Genomic DNA, 16,821 nt, shown 5'->3' on the forward strand with positions numbered 1-16,821 from the left:
TGCGCCATTGTATCGAATTACTTGACCACCATCAGCGGGACAGGAATATATTTCTCGACCGTCTGGCCCTTGAGAATCTTGTCCGCAGTCTCAACACCGAGCGACCCGATCAATGCGGGCTGCTGGGCAATGGTTCCCGCCATATCACCACGCTTCACGGCGGCAACGCCATCATCCGTGCCGTCAAAACCGACAATGACCACCTTCTTGCCTGCGGCCTGAAGCGCACGCATGGCTCCGAGGGCCATTTCGTCATTCTGAGCAAACACGCCCTGAACATCGCCGTAGTTGGCCAGCAGGTTTTCCATGACATTCAAGCCCTTGGTCCGATCAAAGTCCGCAGGCTGGGAGGCCAGGACCTTGAAATCGTTGGCCGCGACAGCCTGTTCGAAGCCAGCCCCGCGATCACGAGCAGCGGACGTACCGGGCAGGCCTTCCAACTGGATGACCCTGGCACCCTTGCCAAGTTTTTCGGCCATGAAATCACCGGCCATCTTGCCACCAGCAACATTGTCGGACGCGATATGCGACGCGACTGTGCCACGCGAGGCCCCACGGTCCAACGTGACAACCGGAATTCCGGCCTGGTTGATGAGACGAATAGCATTGGACACCGCGTCCGAATCAGTGGGATTGACTAGAATCGCCTTGACGCCACGCACGGTCAGGTCTTCCACGTTGGCCAATTCCTTGGCCGGATCATTCTGGGAATCGAGAACAATCAGTTCATATCCCATTGCATCGGCCTTTTTCACGGCCCCATCCTTGAGAGTCACGAAGAACGGATTGTTCAGGGTGGATACAACCAAAGCCAACGTGTCTTTTGCCTGGGCAGAGACACCGAGGGCCATGGTCAGAACCAAGGTCAGGACAAGGGTCAAAAGTTTTTTCATCATACGCTCCTTATGGTGGTTACTCCGTGCTTTTCGTATCAACCAGCACCGCTAACAGAATGACCAACGCCTTGGCGATCATCTGATAATAGGATGATACATCGAGCAAATTCAACGCATTATTGAGAAATCCAATGATGAGAGCACCCAAAAGTGTCCCCATGATTGTGCCTTTGCCGCCCATGAGACTGGTCCCGCCAAGCACCACGGCCGCAATGGCATCGAGTTCATACCCGGCCCCGGCAGTGGGTTGGGCAGACGACAGTCGGGAGGTCACGATCAACCCGGACAGGGCGGACAGGAATCCGGCAATGGCATAGACCGTGATCTTGATGGTATTCACATTGATCCCGGACAGACGGGTGGCGGATTCGTTGCCGCCAAGGGCGTAGATATACCGCCCCAGACGCGTGTGATTGAGCAGATACCAGGCCCCGCCAAACGTGACGGCCATGATCCAGATGGGAAACGGAATCCCCAACAGGTAGCCGGTGCCAATAAAAGCAAAAGCATCCGCCACATCGGTGAATCCGGTGGAGATGGGCCGACCGTCCGTGTAGACCAACGTCAATCCCCGGACCATGGTCATGGACACCAGCGTGGCGATGAACGCCTGCACCTTGCCCTTGGCAATGATGATTCCACTGGCCGCACCGAGCAGGGCACCAGCCCCGAGGGCCGCGCCAACGGCCACAACCAACGGCATTTCCGCCGCTATCAGACTGGCTCCGATAGCCCCGCACAGGGCCAGGACCGACCCCACGGACAGATCAATGCCAGCCGTCAGAATGACCAAAGTCATACCCACGGCCATGATCGCATTGATCGCTGTCTGCCGCAGGATATTCATGAGATTACCGGTGGTAAAAAAATTGGGATTCAAAAAGGACACAATGAGAATCATCACGATGAGCGCAATGAGTGTTTTCTGCTGAATCAACCGTTGTTTGATGGACACGGACTGTTCCTGTCCGGAGGCCCTGTTTTTTGCCGCGCTCATGCAGCCTCCTCGCGCGCCCGGCCAATGGCGCAGGCCATAAGTTTTTCCTGATCCGCTTCCGCCGCCGAAAATTCGCCCCGAAAACGGCCTTCGTGCATGACGATAATCCGATCGCTCATGCCGAGAATTTCCGGCATCTCCGATGAAATAAGCACAATGCTCATTCCTTCTGCCTTGAATGAATTGATGAGTTGATAAATTTCTTTTTTGGCACCCACGTCCACACCGCGCGTCGGTTCATCCAGAATGAGCACCTTGGGTCGATCCATCAGCCCCTTGGCAATGGCGACTTTCTGCTGGTTGCCCCCGGAAAGATTGCCGACCGCCTGCATCCGTGACGGCGTTCTGATATTGAACGCATCAATATACTCGTCTGCCGCCCGGCGTTCGTTGACATGATTGATCTGCCCGATGCCGGAACAAAAATCCGTCAGGGCCGTGAGGGTCATGTTCTCCTTGACCGACAACCCGAGAATCAGACTGTCCGTTTTTCGATCCTCGCTGATGTACGCGATTCCGGCGTCGAGTGCGTCTGCCGGAGAACTGATCTCCACAGGTTCGCCCCCCATGGAAATCCGCCCGCCATCCATGGGATACGCCCCGTAAATGGCCTTCATCAGCTCGGTCCGTCCCGCGCCCATCAAACCGGATATGCCGAGAATTTCCCCCTCCCGCACGGAAAAGGACACCCCGTCAAGCCGTGGTCCGGTCAGATTTTCAACGTCGAGACTGATTGGGCCAGGCTCGACCGTGATTCGTGGGTACTGTTCTTCGAGCCGCCGCCCGACCATCATCTCGATCAATTCGTCTTCGGAGATGTCCGCAACCGGACATTCACCGATGAACTGGCCGTCACGCAACACGGTCACGTCGTCACAGATTTCAAAAATTTCCTTGAGTCGATGCGAAATGTAGACCACCCCGTGCCCGGATTCCCGCAGTTCGCGAATGACCGAAAACAACGCCGTGGTTTCGGTGTCGGTCAACGTGTCAGTGGGTTCATCCATGATGATGACCCGCGATTCGAATGACAGGGCCTTGGCGATCTCCACCATCTGCTGTGCGCCGATGCCCAATTCGCCGAGCCGTGTGCGAGACGATGTCCGCACCCCGAGTCTGTCGAGCAATTCGTCCGCCATGCGATACATGTCATTCCAGCGAATGTGGCCGAGGAAGCCCACTTTTTCGCGGCCTAAAAAGATATTTTCGGCAATGGACAATTCCGGTAGCAAATTGAGTTCCTGATGGATGATGCTGATCCCGGCCTCCTGCGAATCACGCGGTCCGGCAAACGTTCGCTGCTCCCCCAGATACCGCATGGTCCCGCCATCCCGAGAATAAATGCCGGTCAGGACCTTCATGAGCGTAGATTTGCCCGCCCCGTTTTCTCCCACCAACCCCATGACCCTGCCGGATGAGACGCGCAGATTCACGCGATCCAGGGCCTTGACGCCCGGAAACCGCTTTTCGATAGCGTCCAGTCTGAGCAATTCGTCCATGCCGTCCCCACTAAAAGACCACGCCCGCCTTGAGAATGACATTGGCATACGGGGTGAATTCCCCGGTCCGCACAATGGCCACGCTCCGGCGCGTCTGGTGTTTGAAGGTCTCATGACTGATGGTCTGAACCGACACGGAAGTGCCCTGCTGCTTTTCCATCGACCGGATACACTGAAGCAACTCGCCATGCAGGTGGGGACTGACGGTCTCGAATTCCTCGGCAATCACCACTTCCTGCACTGCCATCTCCGAAACAATGGCCTTGACCACATCCATGAACGCGGGAATCCCTTCGGTCACCGCCAGATCGATCCGCTGGACACCCACAGGAATGGGCAACCCGGCATCACAGATCGTCAATTCATCACAATGGCCGAGTTTGGCCACAGCATATGACACCGCTGCATTGAGCAGTTTTGTCTTTTTCATTATTCGCCCCCATCGTGGCGTGTCGTTGTCGGTTCACCCGTAAAGTCCGGGGAACATATCACACATCGAAACGTTTGCGCAATCGTTTCGATGGTGATTTCATGGGCAGTTATCCTTCAATAAGAAAAGATCGAAAGCATCCTGAAATTCCGATTTCCCCGATCAATGGCAGTGCTGAATCCCGGGGAAATGACCAAAATTTGATTCACGGGAAACAAATCCGGTACACACACGGTACAAAGGGACATGCCGTATTTCACGCCTGTCCCCAGACCGGGAGAAACACCCATGGATTCTTTTGAATACGAAATACACGAATACAAGGCCGGCTTTGCCCGCACACCCATCACGTCTATTCGGGAAGTCCCACTGACTATCCAATTGAACGGGAAAGAGGTTGTCACCCTGCTCTGCACGGCCAAGCACCCTGAATATTTGGCGATCGGCTTCCTCAAATCCGACGCTTTTTTGTCCAGTCCAGACCAGATCACGGACCTGACCGTTCGAGATCTGGGCGATCGACTGCTCGCCGAAGTGGAAACCTGTCATGATCCGTGGAAAAATCGCGTGCTTGAACGCTCCATTACCTCGGGCTGCGGCAAGGGGACGAACTTCGGACGCAACGCCGCCACGATCTCCAAACGCCATGTCACGGGCAACGTCAAGGTCACGCCGGAACAGATTCTCAGTCTGACGCACCAGCTTCATGAACGGTCCACTCTGTATAATGCCACTCGCGGCTGCCACAATTCTTCGCTGTGTGTGCCGGATGAGATGCTGCTCTTTCGGGAAGATATCGGCCGTCACAACGCCATTGACATGATCTGCGGTCAGTGCTTTCTCGACGACGTGTCCGTGGACGACAAACTCATTGTCACCACCGGACGCATCGCTTCTGAAATTCTGCTCAAGGTCATCCGCATCGGCGTGCCCATTCTCGCTTCAACTGCCGTTGCCACCAGTTTTTCCGTGGAATTGGCCCGAAAAACCGGCATCACGCTCATCGGCAACATCAAAGACGACAGCTTCTGGGTCTACAACGACAACAAGCGGATCATCGGATTCTAGCCCTGTTCACACCCACACAATGAACGCCATTCAAACGCGTCTCCAGAGACTTGGGGACGTTTGAAACATGTTTTTTCGGTAAATTGACGAAATCTATGAAAACATCGTCTTTGTATCGACTTTCTTCACATCGTCGGAACATACTGATTTGTAGACCTTTTCAGTAAGCTTTATGCTCAAAAAGACATAATTTAGATAAAAAAATATTCAACAATTTCAATTTAATAGAATAATTTTGTGTCAAAGCTTGAGCAAGTCTCAAGACTTTGGCATCATAGTCGGGCGTCCATAGTATTGTACGCAACCGAATAATCACAAAGGACGCACCATGGAATTTGACGTGGAACAATATCAACGCAGGCTTGAAAAAAAAATCACCCAACTGAAAGGGAAATCCTATATTTCCGAAGAACTCGTGAATCTCGTGGCCGACGTGGCCCGCTTGCAACTGACCGCACGCATCAACGCAACAGTGACCATCCCTCAGGACACAGAACTGGCCCCGGCCGAGGCCGTTTTTCAAGGGGTGCCATTGCTTGGCAGAGAGAACTTCCCTCACGACAGCGCGCAGGCAACCCAATTGTTGCAGGACCTCATTGCCCTGCTCAACACCACGGGCGGCCCATTGGGCGATGGAGCCAAAGCCGTGGCACAGGCCATGGACAACGGCGAATTCACCCCGGCAGACCTGTTTCACCACTATTTGAATGACGATACGGCATTCTTTGCGTCCTGGGCAGAACGCACCCCGGAGGCACCCAAGACCATCGCCTTCCTCGCCTTTGCAGCCCTCGGACCGTCCATTGAAGCGGCTGCGGACATTCTGGCCGAAAAACTGCCGGACATGAAAGTTCCGGAAGTGGGAACCTGCCCCATCTGTGGCAGCCTGCCGCTCATTTCGTCGCTGAATCAAAAAGAAGGCTTCCGTCACGCCACCTGTTCCTTCTGTCGGCATGAGTACCGTATCAAACGGATCGCCTGTCCGGTCTGTGGTGAAGACGACCAGAAAAAACTGACATTTTTCACGGTGGACGAAGAACCCGGATTCCGCGTCGATGTCTGTGAATCCTGCAAAACGTATATAAAGACCATTGATTTCAGGAATCTGGACCGTGTTGCCTTGCCGATTCTTGACGATCTGGACTCTTTAGCCCTTGACTATGTGGCCGCTGGTCAGGGATACAAACGCGCAACACTGTCCGCTTGGGGATTTTAACACAGAGGTAACCATGTCAGCCGTGCTCTCGAACACCATGCATTCTCTCTCGCATATTGTGCCCACAGACTCGCCGTCGAATATCGACGGCGGCTTTGAGACACTGTTGCATGATGATGCCAAGGCCCGAGCGTATCTGCTCGAACTGACATGGCCCACTGGCGATCCCTTTTGCCCTCGGTGCGGCCACCGCAAAGTCTATACCTTATCCGGCGAACGCCTGCGGTGCGCCAGTTGCAAATACACCTTTCAGCCCTTTTCGGGCCGGTGGATCAACAACGGCGCACTCAGTCCGTCGGAATGGCTCCGACTCATCGTCCTGTTCGTGGAAGAATGTTCGGTCCACCAGATGAAAGAACAGCTCGGTCTGTCCTACAACACGGTATACAAGGCCCTGACCGCCATCCGATTCGCCATTCTGGGACACGCGCTCGACGCCCGGCAACTCATCAGCCCGGCAACGGGGCTGGACTCCTATCTCAAAGGGAATCGACTGACCGGCGGGCCTCGTGAAATGCACATGGATACCATTCCGGTCTACGGCATCCTTCGCCGGAACGACATCGTATTCATCGATCTGGTGCCCGGATTTCAGGCCGAGACCCTGTTTCACTTTCACATGAACTTTCACCTCAAACTCATTCGCACGGGAAACCTGGTCTACACTGATCGTTACAAAGACTACGACACATTGATTTTCTGTGGCAACGATTCGCTCCCTTACGAGGTCATCCGACGGTATGACGAACCGCCGTATATCGACGAGGTGCAGGATGAGTTCTGGCAATATGCCCAGACCCGTATCAAGAAATTCCGTGGCATTTCCTGCCAACGCTTCCCCTTGTACATGAAGGAACTGGAATTCCGCTTCAACAATCAGGACAAACCCGTTGCCGAGATCCTGGCCGCCTACCTGTGCGCATTGGTCCCGACGACATAAAAACAACCAGACGCAATCCAATAATCGGACCAAAACTGTCCCGTCAAAATCATCTGGGCACGCCACGCATTTCATATGTTATCCCGCACAGTGACAGACTGAAACTGGTCCATTCCATGTTTTTTTGAACACGGCGCGCCTTGTGAACTGACACCATCCTGAAATCCATTGAAAAATCGCTGCCATATGCTCAAGTCGCTGGTGCAAAACCGTGGGCAAGTTATCGATTTATGTCTTTTTCGACATAACGCAATCGCCCTGTTCCCAGCGGGTTTGTAAAAAACCCACTTTTTTCCCCTGTGTAAGACCCAAGAAGAGTCTCCTTCCTTTGAACTCTGGGCATCAATCCCCCATAAAGGGAATAACGGAATTTAATGGGAGAGGTCCGCTTATGCGCTTTTCACACAACACTTCGTCGGCTGCGAAGCCCACGCCCCCGATGCCCTTTGCCGGGCTGGGGTTTGGCATGGACGCTGTCCAGACTGCGGCGCAGGAAATGATCCTGACACCTCACTGTCATCCTGACAGTTCAGGAACACACCTGCCCACACCGGACACCGTGGTGCAGCCCAATGGCTATGAACTCCTCGTGACACTCGGTCGCGAGATTCGCGGGCGATGACCCGCACGCAACTTTTAGGAGGTCGAATGCATACCAATCGAAGGAACTTCCTCAAGCTCTCCGCTGTCGCGGCCACGGCCACGGCATTTGGCGGTCTCGGGCTTGGCTGTACCGCGAAAACAGCGCCCATGGCTGATCGCGTTGAGGCCATGAAGCCCAAATGGAGCAAACAGACAACCACGATCTGCTGTTATTGTGCAGTGGGTTGCGGCCTTGTCGTCAACACGTCCCTCAAGGACAACAGGGCCATCAACGTCGAAGGTGACCCCGATCATCCCATCAACGAAGGCGCACTCTGTGCCAAGGGCGCATCGATCTGGCAGTTGGCCGAAAACGATCGCCGCCCGGACTCCGTGCTCTACAGGGCACCCTATTCCAAAGAGTTCACCAAAGTTTCCCTGAGCTGGGCACTGGAAAAGATCGCCCACAATGTCAAAAAGACTCGTGACGAAACATTCACGATCAAAAACGCGAAAGGCCAACTGGTCAATCGCTGCGACGGCATCGCTTCAGTCGGTTCCGCCGCGCTCGACAACGAGGAGTGCTGGGCCTACCAGACTATGCTCCGCAGCCTCGGCCTGGTGTATGTGGAACACCAGGCACGTATCTGACACAGCGCAACTGTTGCGGCTCTGGCAGAGTCGTTCGGACGCGGTGCGATGACCAATCACTGGATCGATATCCAGAACGCTGATTGTATTCTTATAATGGGCAGTAACGCTGCCGAAAACCATCCCATTTCTTTCAAGTGGGTCACCAGGGCACAGGAAAAGGGGCAACTCTGATCCATATTGACCCTCGGTTCACCAGGACCTCGGCCAAGTCCGACATGCATGCCAAACTTCGATCCGGCTCTGATATTGCCGTTCTCGGTGGCATGATCAAGTACATCCTGGACAAGGATTTGATCTTCAAGGATTACGTGGTGAACTACACCAACGCATCCTTCATCATTGGCGATGACTACACCTTCGATGATGGCATCTTTGCCGGATATAATCCCAAAACCAAATCATACGACAAGTCCAAGTGGGCCTTTGCCATGGATGCCGACGGCAATCCGAAAAAAGACCCCACACTCAAGGACCCGAAATGCGTCTATCAGATGCTCAAGAAGCACTATGAACGCTATAATCTCGACGAGGTCATGTCCATTTCCGGCATGGCGAAAAAAGACCTGATCGCGCTGTACGAGACCTATGCGGCCACGAGCGCACCCGACAAGGCCGGAACCATCATGTACGCCATGGGTTGGACACAGCACTCCGTTGGCGTCCAGAATATCCGTTCCATGGCCATGATCCAGTTGCTGCTTGGAAACATCGGTATTGCCGGTGGTGGCGTCAACGCCCTGCGCGGTGAAGCCAATGTTCAGGGGTCAACCGACCAATGTCTGCTGTACCACATCCTGCCCGGGTATTTGAAAACACCCAAGGCTGGTCAGGACACACTGGACGCATACAACACCAAATACACCCCGGTTTCCAACGATCCGAAATCAGCCAACTGGTGGCAGAACTATCCCAAATATTCAGCGTCGTTGCTCAAAGCCATGTGGCATGACGACACACCTGAAGACGCATATCAGTTCCTGCCCCGCCTGGACTCTGCGTCCGCCGCAGAATATTCTTGGCTGACCATGTTCGACAAGATGGACAAGGGCCAATTCAAGGGCCTGTTTGCCTGGGGCATGAACCCCGCTTGTTCCGGTGCCAATGCCAACAAGAACCGTCAGGCCATGGGCAAGCTCGACTGGCTGGTCAATGTCAACATCTTCCCCAACGAAACAGGTTGGTTCTGGGAAGGTCCCGACATGAAACCGGAAGAAATCAAGACTGAAGTCTTCTTCCTTCCCTGCGCAGTCTCCATTGAAAAGGAAGGCTCCGTCAGTAACTCCGGCCGCTGGATGCAGTGGCGGTACAAAGGACCAGACGCACCGCACGGCCTCAAGCCGGATGGTGACCTCATGTATGACTTGATGCATGAGATTCAAGATCTGTACAAAAAGGAAGGCGGCGCATACCCCGAGCCGATCACACGACTCACCTGGGACAACATTGCCACAGACGGTGTATTTGATTCACACAAGACCGCCAAGCTCATCAATGGACACTTTACCCGTGACGTCGAAGTCAAGGGCAAACAGTTCAAAAAGGGTGACCAGGTCCCGAGTTTCGCATACCTCCAGGATGACGGCTCGACCGCATCAGGTAACTGGTTGTACTGCAACTCGTACACTGACAAGGGCAACATGGCCGCACGTCGCAGTCTGGCCCAGACCCCGGAACAGGCGAAAATCGGTCTGTATCCGAACTTCTCCTGGTGCTGGCCCGTCAACCGACGCATTCTGTATAACCGTGCGTCCGTGGACCTTCAGGGCAAACCGTATAACCCGAAAAAACCGGTCATCGAATGGAACGGCAAGAAATGGGTGGGAGACATCCCCGATGGCGGTTGGGCCCCTGGTTCCAAATACGCCTTCATCATGCGCAAACACGGCTTTGGCCAGCTCTATGGTCCAGGCCGCGCGGATGGTCCGTTACCGGAATATTATGAACCGCTCGAATGCCCGGTCAAGAAGCATCCCTTCTCCGGCACGCTGCATAACCCGACCGCTCTGACCTTCGACACCGAAGAAAAAGCCGTCTGTGATCCCAAGTACCCATTCGTTGGCACCACCTATCGTGTCACCGAGCACTGGCAGACGGGTCTGATGACCAGAAACTGCGCATGGCTCACGGAGTGCGAACCCCAGGTGTTCGTGGAAATGAGCCCGGAACTTGCGGAACTCAGAGGTATTGAAAACGGCGAAAAAGTCATGGTTGACTCGGTCCGTGGCTCCATTTGGGCCAAGGCAATTGTCACCAAACGACTGGAACCGTTCGAAGTACAGGGGACAACGATCCATCAGGTCGGTCTCCCATGGCACTTTGGCTGGACCTGGCCTAAGGACGGTGGCGATACAGCCAACATCCTGACCCCGTCCGTCGGCGATCCCAACACCGGCATCCCTGAAACCAAGGCCTTTATGGTCAACGTCCGCAAGGCGTAAAGGAGGAATGACACATGAGTAAAACATTCTTCATCGACCTGACCAAATGTACGGCCTGCCGTGGTTGCCAGGTTGCCTGTAAGCAATGGAAAAAACTGCCCGCCGAGAAAACGGAAAACTGGGGTTCCCACCAGAATCCCAAGGACCTGTCCGGCACAACGCTGAAACTCGTCCGCTTCGAAGAAGTTGGCGAAGGCCCTGATCTGCAATGGCTGTTCTTCCCGGAACAGTGCCGTCACTGCATTGAACCGCCATGCATGGACGCCATGACCATTCCCGGCTCCATCATCCATGATGAGGAAACCGGTGCCGTCGTCTACACGGAGCTTACGGCCTTGGAACCAGACAAGGATGCCTTCAGCATGTCCTGTCCCTATGACATTCCTCGCGTCAACGAGGAAACCGGACAGGTGGTCAAATGCGACATGTGCATCGACCGCGTCAAGGCCGGCATGTTGCCCGCCTGTGTCCAGACCTGTCCAACAGGAGCCATGAACTTCGGTGACCGTGAAGACATGCTCGCCCTGGCCGACAAACGGCTGGCCGAGGCACTCAAGAAGTACCCGGATGCCGAACTTGTCGATGTCGACAGCGTGCGCGTCATCTATTTGGTGGAGACCGACCCGGATAGCTATTACGAGTCCCTGTCTTCCGATGCGTCGTCCACTCAGGAGAAAGGCCCCATGTCCAGGAAACAATTCCTGGCCCAACTGGCCAGCCCGCTCAAACGGATGAACGGATAACGACAAACCTCCCCGGCGCGGATCACCCATCCGCGCCGGGCTTTTCTCATGAAGAACACCTCCGTACACGGTGCCGATCGGACCCGGCACGTCATGTGCGGAGTCTTTCAGGCCCCGACGCTCTCCGTGCGCCGGGGCCGCCTTGCACAGGACAATGCTGACAGATGCAGTATCGTTGGGTTATGAGGATTTCTTGTGTTTTCAAAGCCAACTCAGTAACACTCAATGTCACGACATCGTTAGACGCATCGAGCACGGAGCGAAACCATGCGAATTCGACCATGGACATTCATATTTTTCAGTCTGTCGCTGCTTGTCAGTTTGGGGGCATGTACCTCTGACAACGACGCAGCCACTCACGGTTCCCTTTCGCCCGGTGTCACGGACACGAAAATCATTCTCGGTTCATCGCTCGCCCTCACTGGTCATGCGGGATACCTCGGCACCCAGACCCTTCGCGGGGCACAGGCCTATATCCGACACGTCAACGCCAAGGGTGGCATCCATGGCCGGACCATCGAGATCATGGCGGTGGACGACTCATACGATCCGCCCAAATGCCTCGCCAATACGCAACATTTCATTATCAACAACGAAGTATTTGCCCTGTTCTGCTATGTGGGAACGCCAACCACGGTCAAGGCGCTCCCTCTGGTCGAAGAAGCGCGTATCCCACTCGTGGGCATGTTCACCGGAGCCAATGCCCTTCGCCAGCCCTTCAACCGCTATGTGGTCAACATCCGGGCGTCCTATTATCAAGAAACCAAAGATGCCGTGCGCCACATGGTCAAGGACTTGGGCTTGCGGAAAATCGCGGTTTTCTATCAATATGACACCTACGGATTCGACGGATTGATCGGGACCGAACTCGCACTCAAGGAATTCAACATGGAACCCGTGGCCCGAGGATGGTACATCCGGGGAACCGAGGATATTGACGAAGGATTGGACCGCATCCGCGCATCCGACGCCGAAGCCGTGGTCATGGTCGGCACCTATGACGCGTGTGCCCGATTCATCAACCGGGCCTGGGAACAAGACTACACCCCGGCCTTTTACACGGTCTCCTTTGTGGGAGCCGAAGAGCTGGCCCGCCGTATCAAGACGGATATGCCGGTCAAGGTTCTGATGTCTCAAGTGGTCCCCGCACCGATTACCGATCCGGAAACCGACTCGGACACCGTCAATGAATACGTCTCATTCCTGAAAGAATATTTTCCTGACGACACCCCCAGTTTCGTGGGGCTGGAGGGATTCTTCAATGCCCGTATCGTGGTGGAAGGACTACGCTTGGCCGGAAGGGATCTCACCCGGGAAAAATTCATCAACGCCATCGAATCCATCCGCAACTTTCCGCTTGGCCCGGGCATGTCCATCACCTACGGACCGAACGACCGGCAGGGACTTGAGGCCATTCACTTCACCCGACTGCAAAACGGTCGATTCGTGCCCTTTTACGACTGGGTCGGGCTACGACGCGAGCTGGAGGCCAAACCATGACCATGGTCCAAAAATTGGCGACCCGGTTCGATACCATCGGCCTGCGAGAAAAGCTCCTTTTTTCCATGCTCGCGGCCATCATGTTCATTTCCGTGACCATTGCCCTGGTGTCCCGATACATTCTGGTCAGTTCCCTGACCCACGAGTTGGAAATGCGCGGATTTGCCATCGCCCATTCCGTGGCGGAACGCGGTGGTTCCTATCTGCTGGACAACGACATTCCCAAACTTCTGGCCCTGATTTTTGACGAACGGCGCCTTCGCCAGCGCAAGAATCTGGTGGCATACATTTTCATTGAAGACTTGGACGGCAAGATTCTGGCCCACACCCTGACCCGAAAACTCCCAAGCTCACTCCGAGGGAATCCCCTTCCGACCAACAAACACGATTCCATCAAACGGCTCGATCTTGAAGGGCAGGAAGTCTATGATCTGGCCGCAGCCATCAATGAGGGGCTGTATCGAATCGGCACGGTCCACGTCGGGCTGAACAAAAGCCACATTGACGCCCTGGTTGACAAACTCCGTGTCGCCTTTCTCGGTTTCATTTCCGCAGTCGTCCTGATCACCATGTTCCTCAGCTCGTGGCTGTCCAAATACATCACCAAACCCATCTCTGACCTGACACAGCTCTCGGACGAGATCAGCCGAGGGAATTTCGATGTGCCGCACCACCTTGTGCCGGATGAAGACTGGGATACTTCGCGGTGCCCGGCCTTTACCAATACAGACCTCCCCTGCTGGCATTTTGACCAATCCCGAAGTGGAGAACGACCGGGCGAAGTTCATCGAAAATGTGCGGACTGCGCCTTTTACCGCAAGCACAGCCGAGGCGATGAAGTGGTTCAGCTCGGCGACTCGTTCCGAAACATGGTCTGGTCCATCAAGCTCTATCGACGGCGTTTGCGCGAGTCAGAAGAAAAATACCGGTCCCTGTTCGACTCCGGCCCGGACCCCATCTTTGTCGTGGAATGCGATTCCGGCATCATCAAGGACGCCAACCCCAGGACATTCGAACTCTACGGGTATTCCAAGGACGAACTGATCGGCCAGCGTTTCCTGAAACTCAGTCCTGACCACAACGAAGGGTGTCTGGAATACTTCACAGAAGGTGGCGGCGGGTGTATCTACTTTCCGAAACTGCTTCATTACAAAAAAGGCGGCGAACCGTTTTTCGTGAACATGCACGCCTGCCCCATTTCCTATCGAGGACGACACGCCATCATCATCGCGGTCACGGACATCACTGAACTCATTGAAAAAGATGCCCAACTCATTCAGGCAGGAAAAATGAAATCACTGGGCGAGATGTCCGCCGGAGTGGCACACGAGGTCAATCAACCCCTCAACGCCATCAAAATGGGCAGTGAATTCCTCTCCATGATGGAAGAAGAAGGAACCGAAGTCCCCCGCGAGCAATTCCTGCAAGTTGTCCGGGAAATTTCCACCCAAGTGGATCGGGCCGCCGAGATCATCAATACGCTTCGATCGTTTAGCCGCAAGTCTGATCTGATCGAAGAACACGTCAATCTCAACCAGACCGTCAACGCGGTGCTGTCCATCCTGCGACGCCAGTTCGAACTGGACAACATCCGATTCATTCTCAATCTGGACCGGACACTGCCCCCCGTATTGGCCCATTCCAACAGGCTGCAACAGGTCATTTTCAATCTGGTGACCAATGCCAAGGACGCACTGAACGACATTTCCTCTCCGGCTGACGGCGACGAGCACCGGTGTATCTTCATCCGCACAGGATCAACAGACGCCAGTGTCTATGCCGAAGTGGAAGATACCGGTTCCGGCATTGACGAAAAAGACAAACGCAAGATTTTCGAACCGTTTTTCACCACCAAAGAAGCCGGACAAGGCATGGGCCTTGGCCTGGCCATCACATATGGTATTGTCCGTGACTATGGCGGCCATATCCACATTGACAGTGAACGCGGCAAGGGCACGATTTTCCGCATGGAATTTCCGATTGCCAGCACGCGAGGAGACACCAAGGCATGAGAGAAAAAGTACTGGTCATAGATGACGAACAACCGACCCTGAAAATGTTCACGCTCCTCCTTTCCGCGTATGGCTACGACGTACTCACCGCGGAAAACGGACAGGAGGGAGTCTCGATCTTCGAAAAGGAACGTCCGGGACTGGTGATGACGGACATCAAGATGCCCATCATGGATGGTATTGAAGCACTCAAGGCCATAAAGAAGCTCAACCCGCACACGGAAGTCATCGTCATCACGGGTCACGGCGACATGGACTTGGCGATTCAGGCCCTCAATCTCGATGCGACCGACTTCATCAACAAACCGTTACAACGGGAAGCATTGGAAAAAGCCCTGACCCGGGCCAGTGAGCGGCTCGCCCTCACCAAAAATGAAGAAAGCCTGATCTCATTTTCCGAGCTTCCGGAAGCCGTTGTGATCGGGGTTCGAGGCAACGTATCCACCCATACTATTCCATATCTGGCCGACGCCCTGACCAAGGGGAAAGAATTCGAAAAGCCGGTCACCCTCATCGATTTCGAAGAAAACGCCTCCATCAACGGAGCCGGAATCACCGGTTTGGCGGAGCTGCTCAAGGAAAACAAGGCCCAAGGCAAACGTATTGTACTAGCGGGTCTGTCCAGCAATTTCAAATCGGTCTTTGAAACCGTGGGAATCACCCGGTACGCCGAGCTGTTTGACAGCAGGGACGAAGCCTTGACCGCCCAGTAAGCACTCCTTGGCGTTCACGGCTTCCAGTGCCTTGACCAGCATTCCCAGATCAGGCCGTTTATTGATGTCTTCCACATGAATGAACCGGATCACGCCCTTGGTATCGACGATGAATACTGCGCGCTCGGCCACACCGTCTGACCGCAAAATGCCATAGGCCGAAGCCACGTTTCCATGTGGCCAGAAGTCGGACACAACCGGAAAATTCAAACCGCCCATGGCGTCAACCCACGCTTTCTGTGTCGGCGTGTTATCGACGGTAATTCCAATCAACTCCGCATTGTTGGCCTTAAACAGATCAATGGCCAGCCGATAGCCCGGCCACTGGTCGGAGCACACCGGTGTCCACGCAGCCGGGACAAAGGTCAGCACCACGTTCCGGCTCCCACGATAGTCGCTCAGCCGAACGGGCGTTCCCGCAATGGACGGCAATTCGAAATCAGGTGCCACATCTCCCACGGCGACCTGAAGCACGGAATCTCTGGGCTGCAACATCCCTGTCGAATAGGTGGTCATCTCCGCCGCAACAGCAGGCGAAAAGAGCAATAGACCGACACACAGCCCCAAAACACCAGTTATGATCCAGCACTGTCCTCGCATCATTGTTCAAGCGCCTCCATGATCGCCTTGAGCACGCCATCCGTCTCCTTGAGTTCTCCTTCCTGAAAAAACAGAAGACGACGGCCCTGCCGCAAATCAACCAGATAGAATGACGGTGTCCCCACTTCTCCGACCGCCTTGTGATGGACATACTGCACGTCGGGTACAAGCGGAAAGGACACCGAAAATTTCTTGCGATAAAATTCGACTTCATACGCGGAATTGCCCGCGCCTATGCCAAGCATCTTGACCCGGGAATCCAGTTTCTTTTCAGCCAGCGTCGCATACAGGGTATTCACCAAGGGAGCGTCCCGCTGGCAAATGGGACAATACATACTATACACTTCGATCAACACCAGCTCCGCCGAAATGTCCGACAGAGAAAAATCATTGGCCGCGACACCAAGGTACTGCCGGTGCGCCGAAGTCAATTGTCCGGTCATGGCCAAATCTGGAAACACTGCTGCGGCGAATACGGGCGATGCACACAACAGGATACACGCCACAATAAAAACACCTCTTTTTTTCATGAA

The 16,821-nt window shown here is 54.6% G+C and carries 14 protein-coding genes and 1 pseudogene; 9 read left to right on the forward strand and 6 right to left on the reverse strand.

The genetic code is table 11. From position 1 onward, the window contains the following. Positions 1 to 17 precede the first annotated feature (17 nt). The 4 genes from rbsB to rbsD are packed head-to-tail and all read right to left on the reverse strand — an operon-like array spanning position 18 to position 3,822. Positions 18 to 893 (reverse strand): ribose ABC transporter substrate-binding protein RbsB, encoded by an 876-nt coding sequence (gene rbsB, locus GO013_RS03495; RefSeq protein ID WP_163808669.1) that lies wholly within the window; start codon positions 891 to 893, stop codon positions 18 to 20. A 19-nt stretch (positions 894 to 912) separates the two neighbouring features. Then, entirely contained in the window at positions 913 to 1,893 is a 981-nt protein-coding gene (rbsC, locus tag GO013_RS03500; protein WP_163808670.1) for a ribose ABC transporter permease, read from the reverse strand. Then, the gene (gene rbsA, locus GO013_RS03505) at positions 1,890 to 3,392 is read right to left on the reverse strand and encodes a ribose ABC transporter ATP-binding protein RbsA (protein ID WP_163808671.1); all 1,503 of its coding nucleotides are present in this window, start codon (positions 3,390 to 3,392) and stop codon (positions 1,890 to 1,892) included. Before rbsA ends, rbsC begins: the two co-directional genes overlap by 4 nt. A 10-nt stretch (positions 3,393 to 3,402) precedes the next feature. Continuing rightward, complete coding sequence (gene rbsD / locus GO013_RS03510; protein ID WP_163808672.1) at positions 3,403 to 3,822, reverse strand: D-ribose pyranase; 420 nt, start codon at positions 3,820 to 3,822, stop codon at positions 3,403 to 3,405. 288 nt (positions 3,823 to 4,110) lie between these two features. Here rbsD and fdhD point away from each other — a divergent pair, with 288 nt between their 5' ends. The 9 genes and pseudogenes from fdhD to GO013_RS03555 all read left to right on the forward strand — a co-directional run bounded on the left by fdhD (position 4,111) and on the right by GO013_RS03555 (position 15,688). Then, a complete protein-coding gene (gene fdhD / locus GO013_RS03515; protein ID WP_163808673.1) occupies positions 4,111 to 4,890 on the forward strand; it encodes a formate dehydrogenase accessory sulfurtransferase FdhD in 780 nt (259 codons plus the stop codon). 328 nt (positions 4,891 to 5,218) lie between these two features. Further along, on the forward strand, positions 5,219 to 6,106 hold the full coding sequence (locus GO013_RS03520) for a formate dehydrogenase accessory protein FdhE (protein ID WP_163808674.1): 888 nt from the start codon (positions 5,219 to 5,221) through the stop codon (positions 6,104 to 6,106). A 13-nt stretch (positions 6,107 to 6,119) separates the two neighbouring features. Continuing rightward, on the forward strand, positions 6,120 to 7,046 hold the full coding sequence (locus tag GO013_RS03525; RefSeq protein WP_239057723.1) for an IS1595 family transposase: 927 nt from the start codon (positions 6,120 to 6,122) through the stop codon (positions 7,044 to 7,046). A gap of 391 nt (positions 7,047 to 7,437) precedes the next feature. After that, a complete protein-coding gene (locus GO013_RS03530; protein ID WP_163808675.1) occupies positions 7,438 to 7,668 on the forward strand; it encodes a hypothetical protein in 231 nt (76 codons plus the stop codon). Between the two features lie 26 nt (positions 7,669 to 7,694). Next, positions 7,695 to 10,720: pseudogene (gene fdnG, locus GO013_RS03535) on the forward strand (formate dehydrogenase-N subunit alpha). 14 nt (positions 10,721 to 10,734) lie between these two features. After that, positions 10,735 to 11,463, forward strand: coding sequence for a 4Fe-4S dicluster domain-containing protein (locus GO013_RS03540; protein ID WP_163808676.1), 729 nt, complete (start codon positions 10,735 to 10,737; stop codon positions 11,461 to 11,463). 267 nt (positions 11,464 to 11,730) lie between these two features. Beyond that, positions 11,731 to 12,963, forward strand: a complete 1,233-nt coding sequence (locus GO013_RS03545) for an ABC transporter substrate-binding protein (protein ID WP_163808677.1) — start codon at positions 11,731 to 11,733, stop codon at positions 12,961 to 12,963. Next, a complete protein-coding gene (locus GO013_RS03550) occupies positions 12,960 to 14,975 on the forward strand; it encodes an ATP-binding protein (protein ID WP_163808678.1) in 2,016 nt (671 codons plus the stop codon). Before GO013_RS03545 ends, GO013_RS03550 begins: the two co-directional genes overlap by 4 nt. Further along, entirely contained in the window at positions 14,972 to 15,688 is a 717-nt protein-coding gene (locus GO013_RS03555; RefSeq protein WP_163808679.1) for a response regulator, read from the forward strand. Before GO013_RS03550 ends, GO013_RS03555 begins: the two co-directional genes overlap by 4 nt. On the opposite strand, the gene GO013_RS03560 is transcribed toward GO013_RS03555, so the two are convergent. Together GO013_RS03560 and GO013_RS03565 are read right to left on the reverse strand one after the other, a co-directional pair. Continuing rightward, positions 15,584 to 16,291, reverse strand: a complete 708-nt coding sequence (locus tag GO013_RS03560; protein ID WP_343219525.1) for a peroxiredoxin — start codon at positions 16,289 to 16,291, stop codon at positions 15,584 to 15,586. The genes GO013_RS03555 and GO013_RS03560 overlap by 105 nt on opposite strands. Further along, entirely contained in the window at positions 16,288 to 16,818 is a 531-nt protein-coding gene (locus GO013_RS03565) for a TlpA disulfide reductase family protein (RefSeq protein WP_163808680.1), read from the reverse strand. The genes GO013_RS03560 and GO013_RS03565 overlap by 4 nt, the downstream gene beginning before the upstream one ends. Positions 16,819 to 16,821 lie beyond the last annotated feature (3 nt).

It is taken from the genome of Pseudodesulfovibrio sp. JC047 (genome assembly GCF_010468615.1).
In the GTDB taxonomy this organism is placed as follows: Bacteria; Desulfobacterota; Desulfovibrionia; order Desulfovibrionales; family Desulfovibrionaceae; genus Pseudodesulfovibrio.